Annotated in this window: 19 protein-coding genes, 1 tRNA gene and 1 other RNA gene; 19 read left to right on the top strand and 2 right to left on the bottom strand. The window is 42.2% G+C overall.

Translation table 11 applies throughout. The features are described 5' to 3' along the window. Window positions 1-97: 97 nt before the first annotated feature. From AAEY88_RS08595 to AAEY88_RS08615, 5 genes are all read left to right on the top strand, one after another. Window positions 98-346 (top strand): YfhL family 4Fe-4S dicluster ferredoxin, encoded by a 249-nt coding sequence (locus tag AAEY88_RS08595; protein WP_350561427.1) that lies wholly within the window; start codon window positions 98-100, stop codon window positions 344-346. A gap of 227 nt (window positions 347-573) precedes the next feature. Continuing rightward, window positions 574-1,902, top strand: a complete 1,329-nt coding sequence (gene bioA / locus AAEY88_RS08600) for an adenosylmethionine--8-amino-7-oxononanoate transaminase (RefSeq protein WP_350561429.1) — start codon at window positions 574-576, stop codon at window positions 1,900-1,902. A 136-nt stretch (window positions 1,903-2,038) separates the two neighbouring features. Continuing rightward, entirely contained in the window at window positions 2,039-2,746 is a 708-nt protein-coding gene (gene bioD, locus AAEY88_RS08605) for a dethiobiotin synthase (RefSeq protein WP_350561431.1), read from the top strand. Between the two features lie 75 nt (window positions 2,747-2,821). Continuing rightward, an RNA gene (gene rnpB / locus AAEY88_RS08610) (RNase P RNA component class A) lies at window positions 2,822-3,188 on the top strand. 152 nt (window positions 3,189-3,340) lie between these two features. Then, a tRNA-Met gene (locus tag AAEY88_RS08615) sits at window positions 3,341-3,417 on the top strand. On the opposite strand, the gene AAEY88_RS08620 is transcribed toward AAEY88_RS08615, so the two are convergent. Then, window positions 3,396-3,533: a hypothetical protein gene (locus AAEY88_RS08620; protein WP_350561433.1), complete on the bottom strand. Its 138-nt coding sequence runs from the start codon at window positions 3,531-3,533 to the stop codon at window positions 3,396-3,398. The genes AAEY88_RS08615 and AAEY88_RS08620 overlap by 22 nt on opposite strands. A 131-nt stretch (window positions 3,534-3,664) precedes the next feature. On the opposite strand from AAEY88_RS08620, the gene AAEY88_RS08625 reads away from it, so the two are divergent. The 12 genes from AAEY88_RS08625 (at window position 3,665) to AAEY88_RS08680 (ending at window position 19,592) form a co-directional block, all read left to right on the top strand. Beyond that, entirely contained in the window at window positions 3,665-4,477 is an 813-nt protein-coding gene (locus tag AAEY88_RS08625) for an ABC transporter permease (protein ID WP_350561435.1), read from the top strand. A gap of 33 nt (window positions 4,478-4,510) precedes the next feature. After that, window positions 4,511-5,182, top strand: coding sequence for an ABC transporter ATP-binding protein (locus AAEY88_RS08630; RefSeq protein WP_350561437.1), 672 nt, complete (start codon window positions 4,511-4,513; stop codon window positions 5,180-5,182). Further along, window positions 5,160-6,266, top strand: a complete 1,107-nt coding sequence (locus AAEY88_RS08635; RefSeq protein ID WP_350561439.1) for a capsule biosynthesis protein — start codon at window positions 5,160-5,162, stop codon at window positions 6,264-6,266. The genes AAEY88_RS08630 and AAEY88_RS08635 overlap by 23 nt, the downstream gene beginning before the upstream one ends. Before the next feature lie 124 nt (window positions 6,267-6,390). Then, on the top strand, window positions 6,391-8,181 hold the full coding sequence (locus AAEY88_RS08640; RefSeq protein WP_350561441.1) for a polysaccharide biosynthesis/export family protein: 1,791 nt from the start codon (window positions 6,391-6,393) through the stop codon (window positions 8,179-8,181). Between the two features lie 55 nt (window positions 8,182-8,236). Next, a complete protein-coding gene (locus tag AAEY88_RS08645; protein WP_350561443.1) occupies window positions 8,237-10,813 on the top strand; it encodes a capsular polysaccharide biosynthesis protein in 2,577 nt (858 codons plus the stop codon). Window positions 10,814-10,973: 160 nt separating this feature from the next. Next, window positions 10,974-12,218 (top strand): capsular biosynthesis protein, encoded by a 1,245-nt coding sequence (locus tag AAEY88_RS08650; protein WP_350561445.1) that lies wholly within the window; start codon window positions 10,974-10,976, stop codon window positions 12,216-12,218. A gap of 333 nt (window positions 12,219-12,551) precedes the next feature. Next, on the top strand, window positions 12,552-14,348 hold the full coding sequence (gene lepA / locus AAEY88_RS08655) for a translation elongation factor 4 (protein ID WP_350561447.1): 1,797 nt from the start codon (window positions 12,552-12,554) through the stop codon (window positions 14,346-14,348). A 141-nt stretch (window positions 14,349-14,489) separates the two neighbouring features. After that, on the top strand, window positions 14,490-15,392 hold the full coding sequence (lepB, locus tag AAEY88_RS08660; protein WP_350561449.1) for a signal peptidase I: 903 nt from the start codon (window positions 14,490-14,492) through the stop codon (window positions 15,390-15,392). A gap of 311 nt (window positions 15,393-15,703) precedes the next feature. After that, complete coding sequence (gene rnc / locus AAEY88_RS08665; protein WP_350561451.1) at window positions 15,704-16,501, top strand: ribonuclease III; 798 nt, start codon at window positions 15,704-15,706, stop codon at window positions 16,499-16,501. Between the two features lie 219 nt (window positions 16,502-16,720). Next, window positions 16,721-17,884 (top strand): GTPase Era, encoded by a 1,164-nt coding sequence (era, locus tag AAEY88_RS08670; protein ID WP_350561453.1) that lies wholly within the window; start codon window positions 16,721-16,723, stop codon window positions 17,882-17,884. Between the two features lie 54 nt (window positions 17,885-17,938). Beyond that, window positions 17,939-18,676 (top strand): DNA repair protein RecO C-terminal domain-containing protein, encoded by a 738-nt coding sequence (locus tag AAEY88_RS08675; RefSeq protein WP_350561455.1) that lies wholly within the window; start codon window positions 17,939-17,941, stop codon window positions 18,674-18,676. A 103-nt stretch (window positions 18,677-18,779) separates the two neighbouring features. Further along, window positions 18,780-19,592 (top strand): pyridoxine 5'-phosphate synthase, encoded by an 813-nt coding sequence (locus tag AAEY88_RS08680; RefSeq protein ID WP_350561457.1) that lies wholly within the window; start codon window positions 18,780-18,782, stop codon window positions 19,590-19,592. A gap of 73 nt (window positions 19,593-19,665) precedes the next feature. On the opposite strand, the gene AAEY88_RS08685 is transcribed toward AAEY88_RS08680, so the two are convergent. Next, window positions 19,666-20,286 (bottom strand): GspH/FimT family pseudopilin, encoded by a 621-nt coding sequence (locus AAEY88_RS08685; protein WP_350561459.1) that lies wholly within the window; start codon window positions 20,284-20,286, stop codon window positions 19,666-19,668. A 677-nt stretch (window positions 20,287-20,963) separates the two neighbouring features. On the opposite strand from AAEY88_RS08685, the gene AAEY88_RS08690 reads away from it, so the two are divergent. Continuing rightward, window positions 20,964-22,265, top strand: a complete 1,302-nt coding sequence (locus AAEY88_RS08690; protein ID WP_350561461.1) for an OmpA family protein — start codon at window positions 20,964-20,966, stop codon at window positions 22,263-22,265. Between the two features lie 364 nt (window positions 22,266-22,629). Then, a complete protein-coding gene (gene typA, locus AAEY88_RS08695; RefSeq protein ID WP_350561463.1) occupies window positions 22,630-24,477 on the top strand; it encodes a translational GTPase TypA in 1,848 nt (615 codons plus the stop codon). Window positions 24,478-24,557 lie beyond the last annotated feature (80 nt).

Here is a 24,557-nt window from a genome sequence, read left to right on the forward strand (position 1 = left end):
TCGCCGCACGTAAATAAAACGTGTCTAATTCGGTTTTGTATCTAATATTTAAAAGTTAAAAATACAATAGCCAATCCCAACAACTAAGGAGCAGTTTATGGCGTTATTAATCACGGATGAATGCATTAATTGTGACGTGTGCGAGCCTGCCTGCCCAAACGATGCCATCTCAGAAGGCGACGATATTTATGTTATCGACCCTGACTTATGTACCGAATGCGTCGGACATTTTGACGAACCCCAATGCGTGGTGATTTGTCCGATTGATTGTATCCCTCATGACCCTAATTATGTCGAAACGAAAAGCGATTTGATGTCAAAATACAAACGGATTACTGGCAAATAAGCTACTGGGCAAGTAAGTCACTATTAAACATGACTGTTAAAAACGACTACCCATATTTAACCACTATTTAAGAAGCATTCGTTCTAATACTTTCTCTAAAAATAAAAGCCAACTAGGAAGACGCGTGCAAATGCTGTGTTCGTAGGCTTAGTGAGTTTGAGAATATTGGCTTAGCTAGACTGTTTTTTGAAATGGGTATAAAGAGCTAATATTTTACGGACAAGACTATGACTATCAGTATGGACCAGTCTACAAGTGACTTTGACCAACAACATCTTTGGCATCCTTATGCCAGCCTGCCGCCTACTTATCCCAATATCGTTATTGACCACGCCGATGGTATTTATATTGTCACCCAAGACGGCACGCGCCTCATCGATGGCATGTCGTCATGGTGGGCGAGCGTCCATGGCTATAATCATCCAAAACTGAATGCTGCTATTACTGAACAACTGGGTAAAATGGCGCATGTGATGTTTGGTGGTTTGACCCATCAACCAGCGATAGATTTAGGCAAAAAGCTACTAGATATTGTCCCTGCTGGACTCGATGCGATTTTCTATTCCGATAGTGGCAGCATCGCAGTAGAAGTGGCGTTAAAGATGGCGTTGCAATATCAGATTGCCGCCAACCGTCCAAGCAAGCAGCAGTTTGCCTCTACCCATTCAGGTTATTATGGTGATACTTGGCATGCGATGAGTGTCTGTGATCCAGTTGCTGGCATGCACAGTTTGTATGGCAATCAATTGCCCATGCAGCATTTTGTACCCGCACCGCCATTAGGTTTTGAGCGTACTTTGACGGAAGATGAGCGCGACGAGTTAACCGCATTTTTTGATAAGAATAGCGACAAGCTAGCAGGCTTTATTATTGAGCCGATTATTCAAGGCGCTGGCGGCATGCGCTTCTATAACCCTGAATATTTACAGCTATTACGAAAGTTGTGCGATGAGCATAAAGTAGTATTGATTGCAGACGAAATTGCGACTGGCTTTGGGCGTAGTGGTAAATTATTTGCTTGCGAGCATGCCAATATCAGCCCTGATATCATGACTGTTGGTAAGGCACTGACGGGTGGCTATATGACCTTTGCTGCAACCTTATGCACGCGCAGCATTGCTGATACGATTAGCCAAAGTGATTATCCAGCCCTCATGCATGGCCCTACTTTTATGGGCAACCCGCTGGCCTGTGCAGTCGCTTGTGCGTCGATTGATTTGATAGTGTCCTATGATATTGAGTCGCGTACCGCAAACATGCAAGCCGTTATGGAACAGGAGCTCGCAGCTACAGTAACTGTAGAAGGCGTTGCCGAGGTGCGTTGTTTGGGTGCAGTCGCTGTGATTGAGCTGGACGAAGCCGTTGATATGCCTACTTTTCAGGCATTGCTGATTGATAATGACATTTGGGTTAGACCTTTTGGGAAATTAGTTTATATCATGCCGCCGTATATTATTACCGATGAAGAACTTGTGACTTTATGCCAAGCATTATTAAAAGTGGTGACCATTTATTTGGCTCAAATTTCAAAACCAGTGACAGTAAATACTAAATGAAATAGATTCGGGTCATAAAAATCGCAAGGCTATCAAATTTTTATCGCTTGCTGTTCGCAGACATGACAGAGGTTGCAAAAATTACTGCTAGCCGAACTGCGTTTTTTTTAAATCAGTATGTTTTTAAAGGTCAGTTATGAGCGTGTTATTTATCTCCGGTATCGATACCGATATTGGCAAAACCTATGCCACTGGCATGATTGCAAAAGCGCTCAAGCAGCAAGGCATTGATGTCATTACCCAAAAACTGGTGCAGACCGGCGTAGCAATAGATTCAGATAGTGGCGAGATGGGTATCGCCGATGATATTATTACTCATCGTCAATTGATGGGCATTGCGCTACAACCGTGCGACTTTGATTATACAACTTGTCCTTATCGTTATGAGAAGCCTGCGTCACCGCATTTATCCGCCAAGCTTGCAGGGCAAACTCTTAACCCTGAGTTGATTACGAGCGCTACTCGACGCTTACAAGCTGAATATGAAGTAGTGATGCTAGAAGGAGCAGGCGGGTTATTAGTGCCGATAACCGAGGACTTATTAACCTTAGATTATATTGCCACTCAATGTTATCCAGTTATTTTAGTCACCTCCGGGCGTTTGGGCAGTATCAATCATACTTTGCTTAGCCTTGAAGCAATAAAATCGCGTGGCTTAACGGTTCATAGCGTTGTTTATAACCATATTCATAACGAAGACGAACAGATTGCAGCTAGTACGATTAATTTTTTGCAAAACTATCTTCAACAGAACTATCCAAATAGCCATTGGCTGTCATTATATAAACAGCTGAATAATACGTCACACAATCATGATTTAACTTTACCAAAAGACTTTATTTAATTGGTTTGTTGTATCGTTAAAAATAAGCGTAAAAGACTTTCCCAACTAAGTGTAAGGTTTGCTATACTAGCGCGCTTGGTAGACTAGGCAATCGCCGCTGCACACTGGCAACAGATGAGCAGGGGAGGAAAGTCCGGGCTACATAGGGCAGCGTGCCAGCTAACGGCTGGGCAGGGTAACTTGACGACCAGTGCAGCAGAGAGTAGACCGCCTTTGGCATCGCAAGATGTTATCGGTAAGGGTGAAAGGGTGCGGTAAGAGCGCACCGCGTGGCTGGCAACAGTTCACGGCATGGTAAACTCCACGCGTAGCAAGACCAAATAGGCATCGGTATGGCGCGGCCCGCGTTCGATGCGGGTAGGTTGCTTGAGCGTATTAGCGATGATACGCCTAGAGGAATGATTGTCCACGACAGAACCCGGCTTATCGGTTTACCAAACCTTTTTAAGTGCTTTTTTTTAAAAGTACATTGTAGTACAGGCTTGGTATTTTAAAATTGCAATTATTTTGAATTTAATTCAATGTTTTTTGCAAGAAATGCTGCTTAAGGGTTGACGTCAGTCTCCTGTTTCGGCATAATACCGAGCCTTAAATGGCGATGTAGCTCAGCTGGTTAGAGCGCATGACTCATAATCGTGAGGTCAAGAGTTCAAGTCTCTTCATCGCCACCATTTATAGGTAGTTGCTCAAATTTAAAAAGCCAATCCTTTGTGATTGGTTTTTTTTTGCCTAAAATAACTTGCCAGTTATTCAGCATGATATGGACATGAGAAAAATTATTATCCATCTCTTATCTTCATTTACTTACTCATTTCTTACTGATTCATAGACTTATCTGTTTGTTCACAGATTAATTCTTGTAACTTATGTCGCGCTTACTTATCATAGGGACTGTTTTTAGTGAAGTCTTGTGACGCTATGTCTGTACAATTGCCTCCTTATCGCCCTATTAAGCATCGCAGTGGTCTCAAGGTCATGGGCGCTGCCTTTCATGCCTTGCTTATGCGTGAGCTGCAGACGCGCTTTGGTGGCTACCGATTGGGCTATTTATGGGCCCCGCTAGAGGTTCTGTTCCAAGTCCTTATATTTCTAGTGATTTTTGGCGCTATTCGTGAGCGTTTAGTACCAGGAATGGATTTCTCTTTATTTTTAGTCACGGGGATGGTTCCTTTTCGAATGTTTCAAAAAATAGCAACCAGAGCACTAGGTGCTGTTGAGGCTAACAAGGGTCTATTGATGTATCGCTCGATTAGGCACATTGATGTCATTATTGCTCGTTCATTTTTAGAGCTAGTCATTTACTTCTTTACTTCAATATTGCTATTACTGGGTCTGTCTTTCTTTAATATATATGCCAACTTAGAAAATCTTCATATTGTATTATTTTGTTGGATAACGCTTTTTATATTTAGTTTTGGCATCGCCCTTATTATGATGGTAATTGGCTACTATGGCGGCGAGATTAGTAAGGTAATAACTATATTATTTACTATACTGTACTTTACGTCTGGCATTATTTATCCCATTCATATTATTCCCGAGCCTTATTTTAGTTATCTACTGTACAATCCCTTTATTCATAATATTGAGTTAATTAGACATGCATTTGCTCCCAATTATCCAGCCTATCATATTGATATAGGGTACTTTTTAAAATGGATGTTTGCTGTAAACTTCCTAGGATTACTACTTTATAAATTTGCTGAGCGAGATATGATTCGTTCTCGCTAAGTACAATACTTATAACTGACGTAAGGTAAATAAATGATTGAAATAAGAAACGTTTCCAAGTCATTTATGACCAAACAAGGTCGACATTATTTATTTAAAGATTTAAATCTGACCATTGGTGATAAACAAAATGTGGGTTTGCTAGGCCGTAATGGCGCTGGTAAGTCAACCTTGCTGCGTATTATATGCGGGCTTGATCAGCCAGACCATGGTGAGATCATTACTAACTCTACCATTTCATGGCCAGTTGGCGTGGCAGGTGGATTTCAAGGCAGCTTAACCGGACGCCAGAACGTACGTTTTGTCTGTCGTCTGTATTCAAGTGGTCCTTATATTGATGAGAAGATTCGTTTTGTTGAAGAGTTCGCTGATATCGGCAGTTACTTTGATATGCCGGTTAAAAGCTATTCATCAGGGATGAAGTCGCGCTTAACCTTTGGTCTCAGCTTGGCCTTTGATTTTGATTATTATATGCTTGATGAAGCAGGGGCTGTTGGTGATGCCGCTTTTCGTAAGCGCAGTGAAGATATTTTAGCCGCCCGCCGTGCCCAAGCAGGATTTTTGATAGTGTCGCATAATATTGGTGACATCAAGCGTAACTGCGATATTGGTATTGTGTTAATGGATCAAACAGCACATGTGTTTGAAGATACAAAAGAAGCGATTGAGGTATATGAAGAGCATGTCCACAAAGCGAAAAAATAAGATTATCAACTTCTCGCTGTTTATCGGCTTGGTGATCCTCCCTTGGGTGCTGGTGATTTATTATGTTATGACGATTGCGCATCCGCGCTTTGTCTCAACTGCCGATGTGGTGGTCAAGCAAGTTAGTGATACTAATATATCTGCAGGCGGTGGTCTATCTGCGCTATTGGGCGTTAATAGTACCAGCAAAGAAGATGCGACTTATTTAACTCAATATATCTTATCTAATGATATGGTGAAACGTTTAGATGATAAGTTTAAGTTTCGTGACGCTTATTATATGGATGGCTCAGATCCTATTTATGAGATTGATCCTGAAGCCAGTCAAGAGGATTTGCTTGAGTACTTTAAAAAACGTGTACATATCGATTTAGATGAGCAAAGTTCGGTGTTGACTGTATCGACAGAAGCTTTTGCGCCAAAGTATGCGTATGCTTTAAATAAAGCTATTTTGGGTGAGTCTGAGCAGTTTGTGAATCGTATTTCACAAGAGGTCGCTCGCGATCAGCTGGTTTTTGCTGAAACCCAACTCGATGAATCACAAGACCGTCTAAATGATGCCAAAGAGCAACTGCTTACTTATCAGAATCAAAATGAAATTTTTGACCCGCAAGCCAATGCACAGATTGTCAATCAACTGATTGGGAGTTTGCAGGGGCAACTTAGCTCACTGCGGACCGAAGAGCGACAACTGCTTAGCTATCTCAATCCCGATGCCCCGCAAGTGGTGTCACTAAGAAGTCAAATTAAAGCGGTTGATGAGCAAATTACTCAAGAGCAGACCAAATTGACCTCACCGAATACCACTAAGCTTAATCGACAAACCGTGCAATTTGAAACCATTAAAGCCGATGTGGAATTTGCTACTGAGCTGTATAAGCTGTCTTTATCATCGCTTGAAAAATCTCGATTAGAAGCCTTTAAGAAGATGAAGAACCTTATTGTTATCTCAACACCTTATGAAGCCGAGGAAGCACTATATCCTCGTAGTATCTATATTATTTGGACATCACTTGCTCTGTTATTGATGTTTTATGGCTTTGTGCGTTTAGTGATGGCGGTCGTTCGTGACCACCGTAGCTAGTTTTATTGACCAACGCTATAGTAACTAATTGATCATTAATAAACACTCGCAGTGCCCGGTACTTAGCGAACTTGAACAACCAGATACCAGTAATGATCGGCAGATCAGCAAAGGAATACAGCTCATGAACATGAAACCACGTCGTATCGTGCCAATGATCAAAGCGATCAAAGTGCTCAGCTTGACGCTGGCTGCAACCAGCGTCCCAGCACTAGCAGCAAGCAGTTATGCAGATCAAATAGCAGGGTCTAGTTTTGGTACGGGTGCTAACAGCATGGGCCAAGATCAAAACCGTAATAATATTAACGTGTCAACTCAGGCCTTTGCTGGTGGTGTTCCTGGTCAAGCAACGACTCAAGAAGCGGTTAATGCAGCCAGCCTACCTAGCCAGTCAGTGATCAATACCACGCGTCCCTATCAAGATATTGACACTAAAGACCTTATGTTTGGTGAACAGCTGTTCCGTGGCGCTTTTTCGACCACCTCTGGTTCGACTTTTAATGATGGATATGTGATTAATCCAGGTGATAACGTACAAGTACGGATGTGGGGCGCCTATCAGTACGCAGCGACTATGACGGTCGATCCGCAAGGTAATATATTTCTACCTAATATCGGTCCCGTTCGTATTTCAGGTGTACAAAATGGCAACCTGCAAAGTGTGGTTAAAAGCGCAGTCAGCCGTATTTATCGCTCAAACGTCGGCGTCTATGCCTCATTAGAGCAAGCTCAGCCAGTGAAGGTATTTGTCACCGGATTTGTTAACCAGCCGGGCTATTATGGTGGTTTAGCGGCGGATTCAGTATTGTCATATTTGGACCGAGCAGGCGGTGTAGATCCTGGACGCGGTAGTTATATTGACATTCAAATACGCCGTAATGGTCAACTGGTCCAGCAAGTCAATTTATATGACTTTTTATTGGCTGGTAAGCTGCAACCTTACTCGTTTCGAGATGGCGATGTGATTACCGTTGCCCCACAGAAAAAAACCTTTCAAGTGGGCGGGCAAGTTCAGAACGAATATACTTTTGAGTTTGATGTCACTGATCTAACCATTGGTGATGTATTACAAGTGGCCAATCCTGCTGCCAATGCCACCAACGTCAGCATTACTCGTAGTGCGGGTCGGGCGCAAACGGCAGAATACTATACGCTTGCAGATGCACAAAACGTACGGGTTTATAACGGCGACCAAATGGTAGTAACCTCTGATCGTTATGCCGGTACGATTGCGGTGCAGGTTAAAGGCGCGCATACCGGTAATGGTGCGGTGGTAGTACCTTATGGCGCCCGTCTCAAAGATATCGTTTCGCAGTTGCAGCCAAGCCCATTAGCGAAGCTTACCCATTTGACTATTTATCGTGAGTCTGTCGCTGTGCAGCAAAAGCTCATGATCAATAAGTCACTTGATCGTCTAGAAGAGCTAACCCTTGCCACGCAATCAACCACGCGGGAAGAGGCAGCACTGCGTCAAGATGATGCTAATTTAGTCAAACAGTTCGTTGCCAAAGCCCGTAACGTGCAACCTACTGGACAGATAGTGGTGGTTCCTAATTCGTGGCAAGATATTATCTTACAGCAAGGTGATATCATTGAAGTACCAGCACAAACCTCGATCATTACGGTTAATGGTCAAGTGCGGGCACAAGGGGCATTGACCTTTAATCCTGACTATACTGTCGGCGATTATGTTGCCAACTCAGGCGGCTTCGATGACAATGCTGATACTAAAGAGATCTTAATTATTCACCAGAATGGTGCGAATGAAGTGGTTAATACTGCTTACCGTATTCAGCAAGGTGATGAGATTATGGTATTGCCAAAAGTGAAAACCAAACGAGTAGAAATCGCGCGCGGTTTATCGCAGATTGTCTATCAGCTGGCCGTTGCAGCTAAAGTTATATTAGACTTATAACGATTAAGGCTGTATGTATGGTTTGAGAAATAAACGATCAAAGAAGGTATCACCAATGATAAGAAGCGCAGCAGATGATGACAAGATATCAGTCAAGTTTACAACGTCTGTATCTGCTGACGTGCTTCAGTCGCCCTTATTATCTAAAACTCTAGCACCAAACCGACTGGCCGTTATTGGCAAAGGTATGCGCCATAACAATGAGCTACTCGCGCAAGTGTTGCAAGCAGACATTCAGCGCTGGTATCTATGGTCAGGTCTACAACAGAGACTGAGCACCAAAACGGCAACGCTATTCCCTAAGCTCACCCAACGTCGATTTAACTATTTATCTAATCCACTACCTGACGCCTTTATTGGTTGGGGTCATAAAAAAAGCTATCAACGTGCAACCAAGGCTGCTAAACGGCAGGGTCTTACAACTTTGAGTATCGAAGATGGTTTTTTACGCTCATTAGATTCAGGCATTAGTAGCCGTCACGGGCTTAGTGTAGTGATTGATGATATTGGTATTTATTTTGATCTGACTCAACCCTCACGCCTTGAACAGTTAATTATTGAGCGCGCACAAAATGATTCTAATCAGGCCAGCGCAGACAAAGACCACGCTCAGGGTTTGATAGCGCGTATTGGTGATGAGCAGTTAAGTAAATACAACGCGGTCACTCATTGCCCGTCACTCGATAAGCTTGTTGCAGATGCTAACGCAATAAACAGCACATTAAAGCCGCATATCTTATTAATCGATCAAGTCGCAGGCGATGCCTCAATTACAGGGGCAGGTGCCGATAAACGTCAGTTTAAACGCATGTTAAAGGCTGCTTGCCGTGCTCACCCCGATGCTCATATTTGGATAAAGGCCCACCCTGCAGCAAAAGCAGGCTATTTAACCGACCTTAAACTGCCTAAAAACGTACGCGTATTATCGCAAGCACTCAATCCTATTAAGCTGTTAACTCAAGTGAATGAGGTGTATACCGTCAGCTCACATATGGGTTTTGAGGCGTTACTGCTCGGTAAAACCGTGCATTGTTTTGGGGTAAATTGGTATAGTGGTTGGGGGCTTACTGACGATAGTGGGGCGCCCAAACGTTTACTTAAAAAGGTCAAGCAACGTCGGCAACTATTTTCAGCGTCGTCATCAAATGCTGACAATAGCCTTGTCAACGCTGTCAGGTCATCACGAAAAAAGAAATTCTCTGCCAAGTTAACGCCTCTGTTAGAGCCATCATTAGAAGTATCACTAGAAATGCTATTTTATAGTGCCTACATTGACTACAGCCACTATGTCGATCCGGCCACCAAGCAAGCTTGTGACATTGATACTGCGATAGAATGGTTACTGACCAATCGCTATTGGCAAACGTATCTTGCAGGTGCTCTGACGGTATATGAGTTTAGCCGCTGGAAACTGCCCTTTGTTAAGGCATTTGTCGATCTGCCACGTACCTCATTATTTATTAAACCCAAGCCTCGTCTAAAAAACCTATTGCATCCTGACCACTTTCGGGTCAATTACCAGCAGCCCCTATTGGTTTGGGGTCTAGCAAAGCGGCAACAGTTACAGAAGCGTCTGCAAAAACCACTACAAAAACAAACGACCATGCCGCAGTTAGCAGTAGTGCCACCTATTTATTGTATGGAAGATGGTTTTATTCGCTCCAATGGCTTAGGAGCTACATTGTTAGCGCCGTTGTCCGTAGTCATAGATAAGCGCGGCATTTATTACGATGCGACCCAGACTTCAGACTTGGAGGTATTGCTACGTGATTGTCAGGTATTAACACCACGGCAAACAGCGCGAGTACATACGCTGCAAAACAAGCTGTTGACTCAGCGGGTCAGTAAATATAATGTTGGTAATACCAATACTGATGCATCTAGTTCACAGACATCCTGGCTACAAGCGGCAAAAACAACGTCAAAACTGCGAATACTGATCGTTGGACAAGTTGAAGATGACCTTTCTGTACAGTATTGTGGCTCACGTATTCAAACCAATAGTGCATTGATTGAGCGAGTACGGCAGGACAATCCTAATGCTTATCTAATTTATAAACCGCATCCGGATGTTGAAGCGGGACTGCGTGCTGGTAAAGTTGCATCAAAATACTTAAAAGATGTGCAAGCCGTTGCTTATGATACCGCAATGCCAGATTGCTTAGCCTGCGTTGACGAGGTACACACTATCAGCTCATTGACTGGCTTTGAGGCATTGCTACGTAATCTTAAGGTCGTTTGTTATGGTTTGCCCTTTTATGCAGGTTGGGGCTTAACCATAGATAAAGATGCAGCGTTATCACCAAAGGCCAATTATCTACAGCGCCGTCAGCGCAGTACCCCATTAATCCTAGAACAGTTATTATATTGTGCGCTAATACGTTATCCCTTATATCGTTTACCAGAAGGCTATGGCTTAGCACAGGTAGAGCAAGTGATTGATCACTTATATCCGCCTACAGCCATGGTTGCTATCGATAAAGTAACGGATGATAAAAATATCAATAACTCACAGATGATAAATGCTAAAGCCATATCTAATATACCGATGCAAATTAAACGTCAGGCCGCTACGCGTTTTATGCAGCAGCGCTATAGATTCCAGCAGCTTCTGCGTAAACGGTCAACCTAACGGCTTTGTAGTTAACAAGGCTTAATTTAGCCGCCTAAATCCTTTACGACAACTGTGTTCTTTTTCGTTATAATGACTTGCAGGCTATATTTGCTTGCCTAAAATTATTGTGTCATTCGTCTTCATTTTTCCATTCATTAATTAATGGTAACCCAATATTATGGCAGCTTCGATGCATCAATTGCTTACTCATCGACATATCTTGCTGTTACAAGGAAAAATGGGTGGATTTTTTAGTCGTTTTGCGACCTTTTTACAAAGCCAAAACATTAAAGTTAGTAAAATTAACTTTAATGCTGGTGATGCATTTTTTTATCGGCATGCAGATGCTTATGATTATACGGATACCTTGGCGCAATTTTCTCCTTGGCTGACTGCGTTTATTGAAGCAAATAGTATTGATGCGGTGGTTTGCTTTGGGGACTGTCGTCCACATCACACCCAAGCCGCACAATTATGTGAGCGCCTAGGCATCTCTTTTTTTGTTTTTGAAGAAGGGTATCTACGCCCTGATTATATTACTTTACAAGAATACGGTATTAATGGTTATTCACGGTTAAATATTGCCGATATTAAGGCGCTTAACAAAGCTAATGACCATCCGTTATACACTCATAATCGTTTTTATCGTTTGAGCATCGCTGCTATTGTTTATTACATTATCGCTTGGCTATACAAGGCACGTTATCCACACTATTCACACTACCGTGGTATGACCGCTTGGCAAGAGGCGATAGCATGGCTCAAAGCACCATGGCGTAAGCTACGCGACTATCTACCTGATAAACATCTCCAACAGCGTCTGACCACTCAAGACCGCAATAACTACTTTGTAGTTAGTTTGCAAGTGCATAATGACTCACAAATAACCCACCATAGTGGTTACCATGATGTGGTGCAATTTATTGATGAGACTATTGCCAGCTTTGCAACCCATGCCTATAAAACCCAGATGCTGGTATTCAAGCATCATCCATTAGATCGCGGGCATCGGGACTATCGCGAACTGGTAGCCAGCTTAGCCAAGCGCTACCAAGTTAGTAGTCGCATTTTTTATGGCTGTGATATGCATTTGCCAACGCTTATGAAGCACAGTATTGGCATGGTTACGATCAACAGCACGACCGGTCTACAGTCGGTGTACCATAAAAAGCCTACCAAAATAATGGGAAGGGCGATTTATAACACCCATAAGTTGACTGATCCAAAGACACTCGATAAATTTTGGCAACATCCTAAAATTCCAGATAATGAATTTTACCTACGATTTCGTGAATATCTGATAGAACAAACCCAGTTAAATGGCGCGTTTTATGGTAAATCACCTTGGATGTATAAATATTTGCACCAAAAAGAGAACATCAACTTAGAGGCTAATCTCTCCGAGCACAATATTCCTAAATAACAATATATTATTAAGTAATGACTCTCTAGCAGTAACTAAAAACTCTCATAAATCCCCGCTATAAGATTCGCTTATTAAACGATAATGCTTATCACGCTTTAACTTCATCGTTAAATCAAATGCTTGCTGACAAAATCGCCTTACTTTATAGCAGAAAACTGCTAGAATACCTGCACATGCCTGCGTGTATTAGTAAGCGCTATGAGCTGTTGATTTGAGGCGATAATATTAGCGAACCAGCTGATATTAATTATGGGCGATTATTTTATTAATTGCGCCTGACATCATTTTTTATTCCCATTATTCAATCACCCCTTATTTAGTAGGCGCTTTGTGACTGCATTAGCCAATATTCGTAACTTTTCTATCATTGCCCACATTGATCATGGCAAGTCGACCCTTGCTGATCGTTTTATTCAAATGTGCGGCGCGCTGCAAGATCGCGAAATGCAGGCGCAAGTACTCGACTCCATGGATATTGAGCGTGAGCGCGGTATTACCATTAAAGCGCAGTCGGTGACTTTGTATTATGATCACCCCAATGGTGAGCGTTATCAGCTCAATTTTATTGATACGCCAGGCCACGTGGATTTTTCTTATGAAGTTTCACGCTCATTAGCCGCCTGTGAAGGGGCATTATTGGTTGTCGATGCCGCACAAGGGGTCGAAGCCCAGTCTGTTGCCAACTGTTACACTGCAGTTGATCAAGGCCTAGAAGTAATGGCGGTGCTGAATAAAATTGACTTGCCACAAGTAGAGCCTGAGCGCGTTATTCAAGAGATTGAAGATATCATTGGTATCGAAGCGATTGATGCACCGCGCGTATCAGCAAAATCTGGACTTGGTGTTGATAAGCTGCTGGAGGCCTTGGTTGAGTTTATTCCAGCGCCGACAGGGGATCGCGAAGCGCCGCTACAAGCACTGATTATCGATTCATGGTTTGATAATTATCTGGGCGTGGTCTCACTAGTACGTGTGCGCCAAGGTACGGTACGCCAAGGCGATAAAATTTATATTAAGTCGACTAAAGATGCGCATCCGGTCGGCTCAATTGGGGTCTTTACTCCGAAGCCATTAGATACTGGTATTTTAGAAGCCGGTGAAGTTGGTTTTATCATTGCGGGTATTAAAGACATTGCTGGCGCGCCGGTCGGCGATACGATTACTCATGCTAAGACGCCTGATGTCGATTGTATCCCTGGGTTTAAGCAAGTTACTCCGCAGGTGTATGCGGGTATGTTCCCAGTCGAATCTACTGACTTTGAAAAGTTTCGTGAGGCGCTACAAAAATTACAAATTAATGATGCCTCGTTGTTTTTTGAACCGGATACTTCAGATGCGCTCGGTTTTGGTTTCCGTTGCGGCTTTCTAGGTATGCTGCACATGGAGATTATCCAAGAGCGTCTTGAGCGCGAATACGACTTGGACTTAATCACTACTGCGCCATCGGTAATTTATGAGATTGTGAAGAAAGATGGCGAAATCATGTACGTTGATAACCCATCAAGACTGCCTGAACCTAATAATATCGAAGAGTTTCGTGAACCGATTGCCCGCTGCCAGATTTTAGTACCGCAAGATTACTTGGGCAATGTCATGACTCTATGTATTGAGCGTCGCGGCGCACAAGTCGACATGCGTTTTATGGGCAGACAAGTTCAGCTGATATTTGATATTCCGATGGGCGAAGTGGTGATGGATTTCTTTGACCGCCTAAAATCAGTCTCACGCGGCTTTGCCTCACTTGATTACAACTTTGAGCGTTATCAAGCAGATAAATTAGTCAAAGTTGATGTGCTTATTAACGGTGATAAAGTTGATGCCTTAGCAATGATTGTTCATGAAGCACAAGCCCGTTACCGTGGTAATGCGCTGGTTGGTAAGATGAAAGAGCTGATTCCGCGGCAGATGTTTGATGTGGCGATTCAGGCCGCTATTGGTAGCCAAATCATTGGCCGTAGTACGGTTAAAGCCATGCGTAAAGACGTGTTAGCCAAATGTTATGGTGGTGATGTCTCGCGGAAGAAAAAGCTACTGTCTAAGCAAAAAGCAGGCAAAAAGCGCATGAAGCAAGTTGGTAATGTGGAGATTCCACAAGAAGCCTTCTTAGCCGTATTGCAAGTAGATTAGATAATCGAGTGTATGCTTAAAAGTTAGATACAGGTCATTATTAATAATAATTATTAACAATTATTGAAAATAATAAGTCACTATTGTTAGTCTTATCCGTTAAAACTGTCAGATAAGCAGCTCGTTAATAGGCAATTGAGTATGGATTTTGATTTTAATTTAGTGTTGGTGCCATTAACCTTAGGCTTAGGGCTGGTCTGGCTATTAGATAAGCTGGTATGGAAACAGCGCAAATCGCGTGGTCCGGGTAAAGAAAGCTGGGCGGTACGCTGGGCGTATGACTTTTTCCCCGTATTGGCGGTGGTGCTGTTTGTGCGCTCATTTTTAATTGAGCCATTCAACATTCCATCTTCCTCTATGGTGCCGACTCTATATACTGGCGACTTTATTGCTGTCAATAAATACGCATATGGGGTTCGTCTGCCGCTGACTTATAATAAAATTATAGATACAGGCAGCCCTGAACACGGTGATGTCATGGTATTTCGCTACCCTGAAAACCCAAGTATTTATTATATCAAGCGCGTGATTGGTCTGCCGGGTGATACGGTCAGCTATGATCAAGGCAAGCTTGCTATTAATAATATAGCGGTAGATACCAAGCCAATAAATTTTGATGCTAATCCTGAGTTGACCTCACAATTATATTCAGCAGGACAAGTCGCACCAGGGCAAGTACTCACTGAGGATGGGGCGGTGCAAATGGGCCAAGAAGAAGAAGAGTACGCCCAGTATTTTCAAGAAACTCAAGGCGAGCATGAACATCTAGTGCGCTATCTAAACGGAATGAACAGCTCGCAGTACGCGCCATTTTTACAGCAGCAATCACCAGAAGTGGTGGATTCTGAAGGTATGCAGTGGCATGTTACCGTACCTGAAGGTCAGTACTTTGTGATGGGTGATAATCGTGATCGCAGTGCTGATGGTCGATTTTGGGGGTTTGTTCCAGATGATAACTTAGCGGGTAAAGCCGTATATATCTGGATGCATAAGCCGCCAGGTCTGAATCTACCGACCTTTGCCCGCAATGGCGCTATTGATTAATATCATCAAATTTATATGAAAAGACTATAGGGTAAGATGCGCTTACTGTGCTTGCTGTCATAAGCCAGTTACTACCTAAGCTCGTCTTCCCTATATTCTAATTATTTGGTGTCGACTATAATCATTTTATTGATTAGATGTTATGCTGATATTAACAATAATGGCGCTTTTTTAATCGTTGCTGTACCTACGATCGACTATAGACAGACTGTTAGTTTATCTAAAAAGTAGTTTATGATACAAATTTTGTTTGATTACACTCATTCAAACCACCCCACTTGTAAAAATAACCGGATAACCAAAAGCCACGCATGAAACCAACGTTACCACAGTACCAAACGATACCTACTGCCAAAAAAAATAGCGCGACTGCGGACAGCTTTGTTGTCAGCTCAGACTTTATCCAACAGTTGGCAGTACTGACACGCAAGCTAGGTTATGTGTTTAAGGATTTAAGTTTACCCAAGCTTGCGCTGACTCACCGCTCATTCGATAGCAAAAAAAACTACGAGCGTTTAGAGTTTTTAGGTGATGCCTTATTGGGTATGATTGTTGGTGAGGCATTATATCATCGCTATCCTACCCAAAACGAAGGGCGCTTGACGCGTATGCGTGCTACTTTGGTGCGCCAAGAGTCGCTGGTGACTATTGCCCAAGATCTAGAGCTATGTAATCACTTAATCTTAGGTATTGGTGAGCGTAAAGGTGGGGGACGCAATCGCGCTTCGATATTAGCCGATGCTGTAGAGTCGCTAATTGGTGCTATTTATTTAGACAGTCAAGATATGAATGTTACCCGTGCTTGTGTATTGGCGTGGTATGGGAGTCTTATCAATGACGTCAATGAACAAAAAGTACTCAAAGATGCTAAAAGTCGCTTGCAAGAATGGCTACAGTCTAAACAATTTGATTTACCGCAGTATGAGCTAATGGAGACGCGTGGTAATGCGCCGCATCAGATTTTTGTGGTGCGCTGTCAGGTTAATATCAGTGATTGTCCTAATATCACCGAGTCTGGCGAAAGTCGCCGTATCGCTGAACAAAAAGCAGCGGAGCTGATGATCAATCAATTGTATAAACGACCTAGCTTACTTAAAAAGCGCTCGTAAGATATTTATACGCAAATATCCTTAGCGCAAATATCTTATTACTGAAGTGTCTGATATGCAGTAGCAGTGATCAAAAAAATTAAACACCTAAATGCGCTAAAGTCTAATTTAAGTATTTTCCTTTTTTTAATACATTCGAAATAATATTAGTCTAGCTGCCCTATCTAAAACTTATAAAAGGTAGCTAGTCTCACTATATACTCCTTACAGGATCGACCTATGAGCAACAGCACCGCCTTGCCACCTAATGAAGATAACGCTGATAATATGACCCAAAATATTGATACAAACCTAGCCAATAATACAGAATCTGAGCAAGACAATAATCAAGCAGATGCTAGTAATGTTGAGAGTAATGACAGTATTGAAGTTAATGACAATATTGAGTTCAATGAAAGCGTCGAAGTTAATCATAACGTTGCCATTGAAGATTTTTTTGCGCCGAGTAGTAAGGCTGACGTTGCAGACAATTTTAAAACAGGATATGTAGCAATTGTCGGTCGTCCGAACGTTGGTAAGTCTACTTTGATGAATCATTTATTGGGTCAAAAGCTGTCTATCACTTCGCGTAAGCCACAAACCACGCGCCATCGTATTCACGGTATTTTGTCTAATGATGAGATGCAAGCGGTGTTCGTTGATACGCCTGGTATTCACCGTAATGAAGTGCGCGCTATCAATGAGCGTATGAATAAAGCCGCTGTATCAGCACTAGTCGATGTTGATTTAGTGCTATTTGTGGTGGATTCAGATCAATGGCGTGATGATGATCTACTAGTGCTACAAAAGCTTGGCGATACCAATCTAACTGTAGTGCTGGTCATTAATAAAGCCGATACCTTAAAAGATAAAGGTAGCATCCTGCCATTAATTGAAACCTTTAGTGATAGCTTTGATTTTGCTGATATCGTACCGGTATCGGCATTAAAGAGTCAGAATCTTGATCGCCTGCAAGAAGTGATTGCCTCGCATTTGCCAATTGCCGCCCCTATTTATGATACAGAACAGATTACCGATCGCTCTGAGCGCTTTTTAGCCAGTGAAATTATCCGTGAAAAGATAATGCGTAGTGCCGGTGATGAAGTGCCCTACGACTTAACCGTACAGATTGATGAATTTAAAGATGAAGCGGCCCATACTGATCCTAAGACTGGTCGTCCGCGCAAAGCCTGTACCTTTATTGATGCGACGATATATGTTGAACGCAGTGGCCAAAAAGCCATCGTCATTGGTGACAAAGGTCAACGTATTAAACAAGTTGGCATTGACGCCCGTAAAGACATGGAGCAGCTGTTTGACAAAAAAGTTATGTTGACTCTATGGGTGAAGGTCAAACGTGGTTGGTCTGATGACGAACGGGCACTGACCAGCTTGGGCTATTAATAGCGATTAAAAAGTAGCGCTGCGATCATATGGTCATCGCTGAGGTAATAATAGATGCGTAATGAAGCATTAACCGGTTACTTATTACATCAGCGCCCTTATCAAGAAAAGCGTGCGCTCTATTATTTATTCTCGCAGCAGCATGGGGTAGTGCACGGTATTGGTAAAAAAGGGGCACCTCTATTTATACCGTTACAGCTTTTTGCCACAGGTAAACGTGATTTAAAAACCTTTAGTCAGATTAATATGGCTCAAGCTGATAGCGCCGTTATTACAGCAGAGCAAGTTTCCTATCAGCAGATCAACGGTCAACAGCAGTACGCTGCTTTATATCTCAACGAGCTTCTCTGGAAGCTACTGCCAACCGAAGACCCTATGCCAGTATTGTGGCAACATTATCAAGATAGCTTGTTGGAGCTTAAGCAGCCCTTGTCCGCTACTGAGCTACGCTTAAGTTTGCGGCGTTTTGAGAATTATTTGTTCAAGGAGTTGGGCTTTGGCTTAACGCTTGCGCATGACAGCACTCTTGCTGCTATTGAGCCAGAGTGTGATTATCGGTTTTTACCCGATGTGGGTTTAGTACCTATTATTGCCTCCGATCATTCAGTAAATAGTGTCTTGCAAGCAGTGTTTAGTGGTAGCGAAATACTCATGATGGTGCAAACGGGTATTACAGCGACTACGCTTAGCTCATGGTCACGCCTACATCGACACTTGATTGACCACTTGCTTGATTATAAGCCCTTACAAAGCCGCTTATTGTGGCAACAACAACAACGCTATCAACAATAAATTTATAGTCTAATAGATGCTTATGTTTAATATAAGCGCTATAGCGAACGTTTACTAGTACGTCCAGCCCATCAACTGAGTACCATTATTAAAAGGATATTTTATGGCTACCTCATCACTACTGTCTACAACTGCACAAAAACCTAAACAGCAAGCCCAAAACCAACCACTACAAAAAAAACCACTATTAGGCGTTAACATTGATCACGTGGCAACGTTACGTCAAGCACGCGGTGTTGCTTATCCTAGTCCTGTAGCGGCAGCATTATTATGTGAGCAAGCGGGTGCGGATGGTATTACTATTCACCTGCGTGAAGATCGTCGTCATATTCAAGATGCGGATGTCTATGAGATTGCTCCGCAAATAACAACTAGATTAAACTTAGAGATGGCAGCGACTACTGAGATGTTAGGAATTGCTTGTAAGGTAAAGCCATTTTGGGTATGTTTGGTACCTGAAAAACGTGCAGAACTGACTACTGAAGGCGGTCTTGATGTGGTAGGGCAGGTTGCTTGGTTGACAGACTATATCACTCAACTACAGGCAGCTGATATCAAGGTATCATTGTTTATTGATCCAGAAGACCAACAGATTGCGGCAGCAGTAACTTGTGGCGCTGATGCTATCGAGCTACATACGGGTGCCTATGCTGAGGCTAGCCTAGCAGGTAGTAGCGCTGCACAGAATGCTGAGCTACAACGTATTAAGCAAGCGGTAACTACTGCCCAGCGAGCAAATGATGGTCTTTTGATTAATGCCGGTCATGGTTTAACACGCGATAATGTTTATGCCATTGCGCAAATTGACGGTATCTACGAGCTTAATATTGGTCATGCGCTCATCGCTGATGCTGTATTTGTAGGCTTAGCACAAGCAGTGACTATGATGAAAACAGCGATGTATCATAAAGCTTGAAGTTAGGGGTTCCTAATTAATGCCAATTAATATGCCTCACAAGCCTTACTTTTTTATTTGCTAAATAAAGCATTTATAAGCAACCCGTATCATGAATACGATTGGGTTTATACTTAATGATACCGTTTTGATTAAATGATATTTGATACATAGCTTGACTATAGGTCGAGCTTGGGCAGTACTTAATATGTCCAAAAAACCCGCGTGGCTTGCCGCTATCACCGGCAAATCTGACATAATGTCGTCCGCCAGCACGTAGATGTAGTGTGCCGTATTCAGGGTCTAACCGTTGCTTCTCTAATAGCTCGTCAATACTGGCATCGTAGTCCTGATTGTCATTTTTATCCATAAACAATAGTAGATTCTTCTTACTGTTTTTATCACATCGTCCTCCTGTGTTTGATAAACAAACAAGTAAATTTCGATGTTGAATATAACTCTCAGCTTTAGCAATGACAAGAGTACTCACTAAGCCATACCGGATGCGTTTGGCTTCCATATTAGCCAGTTGTGTTAGCACTGTTGGTGTAGCGATAGCCGTTATAATCGCTAACACTGCTATCGTTACTATCAGTTCTACCAGAGTAAAACCACGTTCGATATAGTATTTTGGACTGTTCTTAAGAATTTTATAATCTACATGGAATATAGGAATCACCTCACTTTTAGAACAAAACCTAGAAACATTTTTCACTGATCACCTATAAACCAGTTGATAGTTGGTAACGCTTAAATCAATTGAATATAAACATATAGGGCTATTGATTATTCGTTATTGCCTTGCCTAATATAGCTCTAAATGATAGTTACCTCTATATATAGTGCAGTTAGACTGAGCGATACCATTTAACGGGTCTTTACAATAATTAGCCTTTTTTATATTACCTTTAGCCTCTCATTGCGACAATACGCTAATAATTAGCCTTATTTTTCAATATTTGTCTTTAAAATCAAATTATGTTTACTATCTCCATATAAACAGAATATATACCTACTGTCAAAAAATGTTTCAATTCGTGAATGCTGGGTTTTAATAATAGAGAAAAAAAACCAATTGTATTAGACTAAGCACAGACAGCAGATAGGGCTTAGTTCTATTTATTGTGAACTGACATTTAAAAGACGAAAAATGCAAGGTATGTTAGTTCTCAGTAAAATAATCGGGCGATTGTGTTTTAGTTACAACACTATCGTGTAATAATGTGTAGCTGCCTAACGAAAAAAGTTGTAAACTTAATTGATAGTCGATAAGCTACTTCCTAATTGGTTTTGTTGTATAATTACACATTCTAAAAAGATGTCTATTGTTGAGGCATTTTAGGAAGTGATATTGCTTAACACATCACTCAAATCATCCTTTGGAGGAAGTCCATGAAATTGAATAAAATCGCTTTAGCTCTAGTTGCCGTAGCAGCTGCGCCTTTAGCAGCGAACGCTGGCGTTACTATCAGCCCACTACTATTAGGTTATCATTACACTGACGAAGCCGCTGATGAACAGCGTGAAATTCTTACGACTGGTAAGAACCTTTACGAAAACGCCAATGGTGATCAAATTGGTAATGGCGATCGTGGCAATAATAATGGCGGCGTTGCTAAAGAAAGTAGCCTATATACTGGTGCCGCTCTAGGTATCGAGCTTACTCCTTCTACTCAGTTCCAAGTAGAATATGGTGTATCAAGTGCGAATGGCGAAGCTTCTGAAGATTCTGCAGATGCTGGTGTTAACCGTTTTGATATCGAACAAACCATGATTTCTGGTAACTTCTTAATCGGTACTGAAGAATTCACTGGTTATACTGATGGCAAGTTCAAGCCATACGTTCTAGTTGGTGCTGGTCAATCTAAAATTGAAGTAGAAAACCAAGAACAATATGTTACTGACAACACAACACCTGGTGTTAACGTTCCAGCTGGTACTGAAGTATCAAGCTCAAAAGATACTATTGGTAACTTAGGTCTAGGTGCTATGTATCGTATTAACGATGCACTAAGCCTACGTGGTGAAGCCCGTGCTATCCATAACTTCGATAACAACTGGTGGGAAGGCATGGCCTTAGCTGGTCTAGAAGTCGTCCTTGGTGGTCACTTAGCCCCAACAGTAGCTGTACCACCAGTAGTAGAACCTACTATGGATACACCACCAATCGTTGTTGTTGAAACTGATGTAGATGTTGATTCAGATGGTGATGGCGTACCAGATAGCATTGATGCGTGCCCAGGCACTCCAATGAATGTGGTTGTAGATGAACGTGGTTGCCCAGTACCAGTAGATATTACTGACGAGCTGAAAATGGAACTTCGTGTATTCTTTGATAACGATAAATCAGCTATCAAAAACCAATACAAGCCTGAGATCGCTAAAGTAGCAGAGAAGATGCGTGAGTATCCTAACTCTACCGCTCGCGTTGAAAGTCATGCTTCTAAAACTGGCCCATCAGCACGTTATAACCAACGTCTGTCTGAAGCCCGTGCGGTTGCTGTAAAATCTATGTTGACTAACGAATTTGGTATTGCACCAAACCGTCTATCAACAGTTGGTTACGGTTATGACCGTCCAATCGCGCCAAACGATACTGAAGAAGGTCGCGCTATGAACCGTCGTGTATATGCCATCATCACTGGTGACAAAACCATGACTGTTGAACAAACTAAAGATATGGTTATTCAGTAAGCAACTGCTTATTAAATAAAATATCAGCGCTAAATTTGCAAAAAAAGCTGCCTTTAAGGTGGCTTTTTTTATTGCTTTGAAATAAAGCATTCAGATAAATAAGTTATTGCATAAATTCATGATGCAATAATGCTATACTAACCGCCCAAACACTTTGTAAATTGACAGGGTGTACACTAGCATGGCTAACGGTACGATGGATGTATCGGTATAGATGTTTACTTCTACTGTTACTACTTATTCCAGCGCACTTATTGTGCAGGCGTTTAAGAGCAGAGTGAACTATCTGGCTGATTGATGATGAAAGCTTATCCAGCGGCGCTTACTGCTACTGCCTTTTATTAAGACAAAACGAGCATTTTATATGGCGAACGACATTAAAAATTTGCGTAATATTGCAATCATTGCCCACGTTGATCACGGTAAAACGACTTTGGTTGATAAATTATTACATCAATCGGGTACTTTCGGTGACCGTGCAAACATTGCGGAACGCGCAATGGATTCAGGTGATATTGAGCAAGAACGTGGCATTACGATTCTGGCCAAGAATACTGCTATTAAATGGCAGCACCCTAAAAAAGATATTGAATATCGTATCAACATCGTAGATACCCCAGGTCATGCTGACTTTGGTGGAGAAGTTGAGCGTGTCATGTCAATGGTTGACTGCGTACTTTTAGTCGTTGATGCTGTTGATGGACCAATGCCACAAACACGTTTTGTGACTCAAAAAGCATTTGAGCAAAACTTAAAACCAATCGTTGTTATCAATAAAATTGACCGTCCTGGTGCACGTCCTGACTGGGTAATGGATCAGATTTTCGATTTGTTTGATAACCTTGGTGCAACCGATGAGCAGCTAGACTTTCCAGTTGTTTATGCGTCTGCATTGAATGGTGTTGCCGGTTTGGAAGCAGACGATCTTGCTGATGATATGACGCCATTATTTGAAACCATTGTAGATGTTGTACAGCCACCACAGGTTGATGCAGATGCGCCATTCCGCATGCAAATATCAAGCATAGATTATAATAGCTTTGTTGGTGTTATTGGTATCGGTCGTATTCAGCGCGGTAAAGTTAAAACCAACACGCAAGTGACTGTGATCGATAAAGAAGGTAAAACACGTAACGGCCGCATTCTAAAAATCATGGGCTATCATGGTCTTGAGCGTATCGAAGTTGATGACGCACAAGCAGGTGATATTATCTGTATTACTGGTATTGATGCGCTTAACATCTCTGATACGATATGTGATCCTAATCATGTTGAAGCCTTGCCAGCGTTAACCGTTGACGAGCCAACGGTATCGATGAACTTCCAGGTAAATAACTCACCATTCGCAGGTCGTGAAGGTAAGTTCGTTACGTCACGTAATATTCGTGAGCGTTTAGAGCGTGAGCTTATTCATAATGTGGCATTGCGTGTAGAAGACACAGACTCACCTGAGAAGTTCAAAGTATCAGGTCGTGGTGAGCTACATCTATCAGTACTTATCGAAAACATGCGCCGTGAAGGTTTCGAGCTTGGCGTATCAGGTCCAGAAGTTATCATTAAAGAAGTTGATGGTAAGCTACAAGAGCCGTATGAAAATGTGGTTTTTGACATTGAAGAACAGCATCAAGGCAGCATTATGGAGCAAATTGGTCTACGCAAAGGCGAGATGACTAATATGGTGTTGGACAACAAAGGTCGTATGCGTATTGAAGCAACAGTACCCGCTCGTGGTCTTATTGGCTTCCGTTCTGAGTTTCTAACCTTGACCTCAGGATCTGGTATCTTAACGTCAAGCTTCTCGCATTATGGTCCACAAAAAATCGGTGATGTCGGTGCTCGTGCTAATGGTGTATTAGTATCTATGGCAACGGGTACTTGCTTAGGCTTCGCGTTATTTAACCTGCAAAAACGTGGCAAGATGTTTGCAGAGCCTCAGCTTGAAGTGTATGAAGGTATGATTGTAGGCTTGAACTCACGTAATGATGATATGGCCGTTAACCCTACAACTGCCAAACAGCTCACCAACGTCCGTGCTAGTGGTACTGATGAGGCTTTGACCTTAACGCCAGCGGTTAAGTTTACCCTTGAGCAGGCGCTTGAATTCATTCAAGATGATGAGCTGGTTGAAGTGACGCCTAAAGCTATCCGTATTCGTAAACGCTACTTAACTGAAAGTGAACGTAAGCGTCATGGTCGTAAGAAAGGTGCTTAATATCTATTCTTGATGAGAATTGGGATTGAAATAAAAAAGGCTAACGCGATGTTAGCCTTTTTTTATGCATTAGTTTTTAT

The organism is Psychrobacter sp. CAL346-MNA-CIBAN-0220 (genome assembly GCF_040309805.1).
In the GTDB taxonomy this organism is placed as follows: domain Bacteria; phylum Pseudomonadota; class Gammaproteobacteria; order Pseudomonadales; family Moraxellaceae; genus Psychrobacter.

Coding starts and splice junctions, on each gene's coding strand:
- AAEY88_RS08620 (WP_350561433.1), bottom strand. CDS start 3,533: ATGGATAATAATTTTTCTCATGTCCATATCATGCTGAATAACTGGCAA.
- typA (WP_350561463.1), top strand. CDS start 22,630: ATGGCGAACGACATTAAAAATTTGCGTAATATTGCAATCATTGCCCAC.
- AAEY88_RS08650 (WP_350561445.1), top strand. CDS start 10,974: ATGGCAGCTTCGATGCATCAATTGCTTACTCATCGACATATCTTGCTG.
- lepB (WP_350561449.1), top strand. CDS start 14,490: ATGGATTTTGATTTTAATTTAGTGTTGGTGCCATTAACCTTAGGCTTA.
- bioA (WP_350561429.1), top strand. CDS start 574: ATGACTATCAGTATGGACCAGTCTACAAGTGACTTTGACCAACAACAT.
- AAEY88_RS08640 (WP_350561441.1), top strand. CDS start 6,391: ATGAACATGAAACCACGTCGTATCGTGCCAATGATCAAAGCGATCAAA.
- AAEY88_RS08645 (WP_350561443.1), top strand. CDS start 8,237: ATGATAAGAAGCGCAGCAGATGATGACAAGATATCAGTCAAGTTTACA.
- AAEY88_RS08635 (WP_350561439.1), top strand. CDS start 5,160: ATGTCCACAAAGCGAAAAAATAAGATTATCAACTTCTCGCTGTTTATC.
- AAEY88_RS08675 (WP_350561455.1), top strand. CDS start 17,939: ATGCGTAATGAAGCATTAACCGGTTACTTATTACATCAGCGCCCTTAT.
- era (WP_350561453.1), top strand. CDS start 16,721: ATGAGCAACAGCACCGCCTTGCCACCTAATGAAGATAACGCTGATAAT.
- rnc (WP_350561451.1), top strand. CDS start 15,704: ATGAAACCAACGTTACCACAGTACCAAACGATACCTACTGCCAAAAAA.
- AAEY88_RS08690 (WP_350561461.1), top strand. CDS start 20,964: ATGAAATTGAATAAAATCGCTTTAGCTCTAGTTGCCGTAGCAGCTGCG.
- bioD (WP_350561431.1), top strand. CDS start 2,039: ATGAGCGTGTTATTTATCTCCGGTATCGATACCGATATTGGCAAAACC.
- AAEY88_RS08625 (WP_350561435.1), top strand. CDS start 3,665: ATGTCTGTACAATTGCCTCCTTATCGCCCTATTAAGCATCGCAGTGGT.
- AAEY88_RS08630 (WP_350561437.1), top strand. CDS start 4,511: ATGATTGAAATAAGAAACGTTTCCAAGTCATTTATGACCAAACAAGGT.
- AAEY88_RS08680 (WP_350561457.1), top strand. CDS start 18,780: ATGGCTACCTCATCACTACTGTCTACAACTGCACAAAAACCTAAACAG.
- AAEY88_RS08595 (WP_350561427.1), top strand. CDS start 98: ATGGCGTTATTAATCACGGATGAATGCATTAATTGTGACGTGTGCGAG.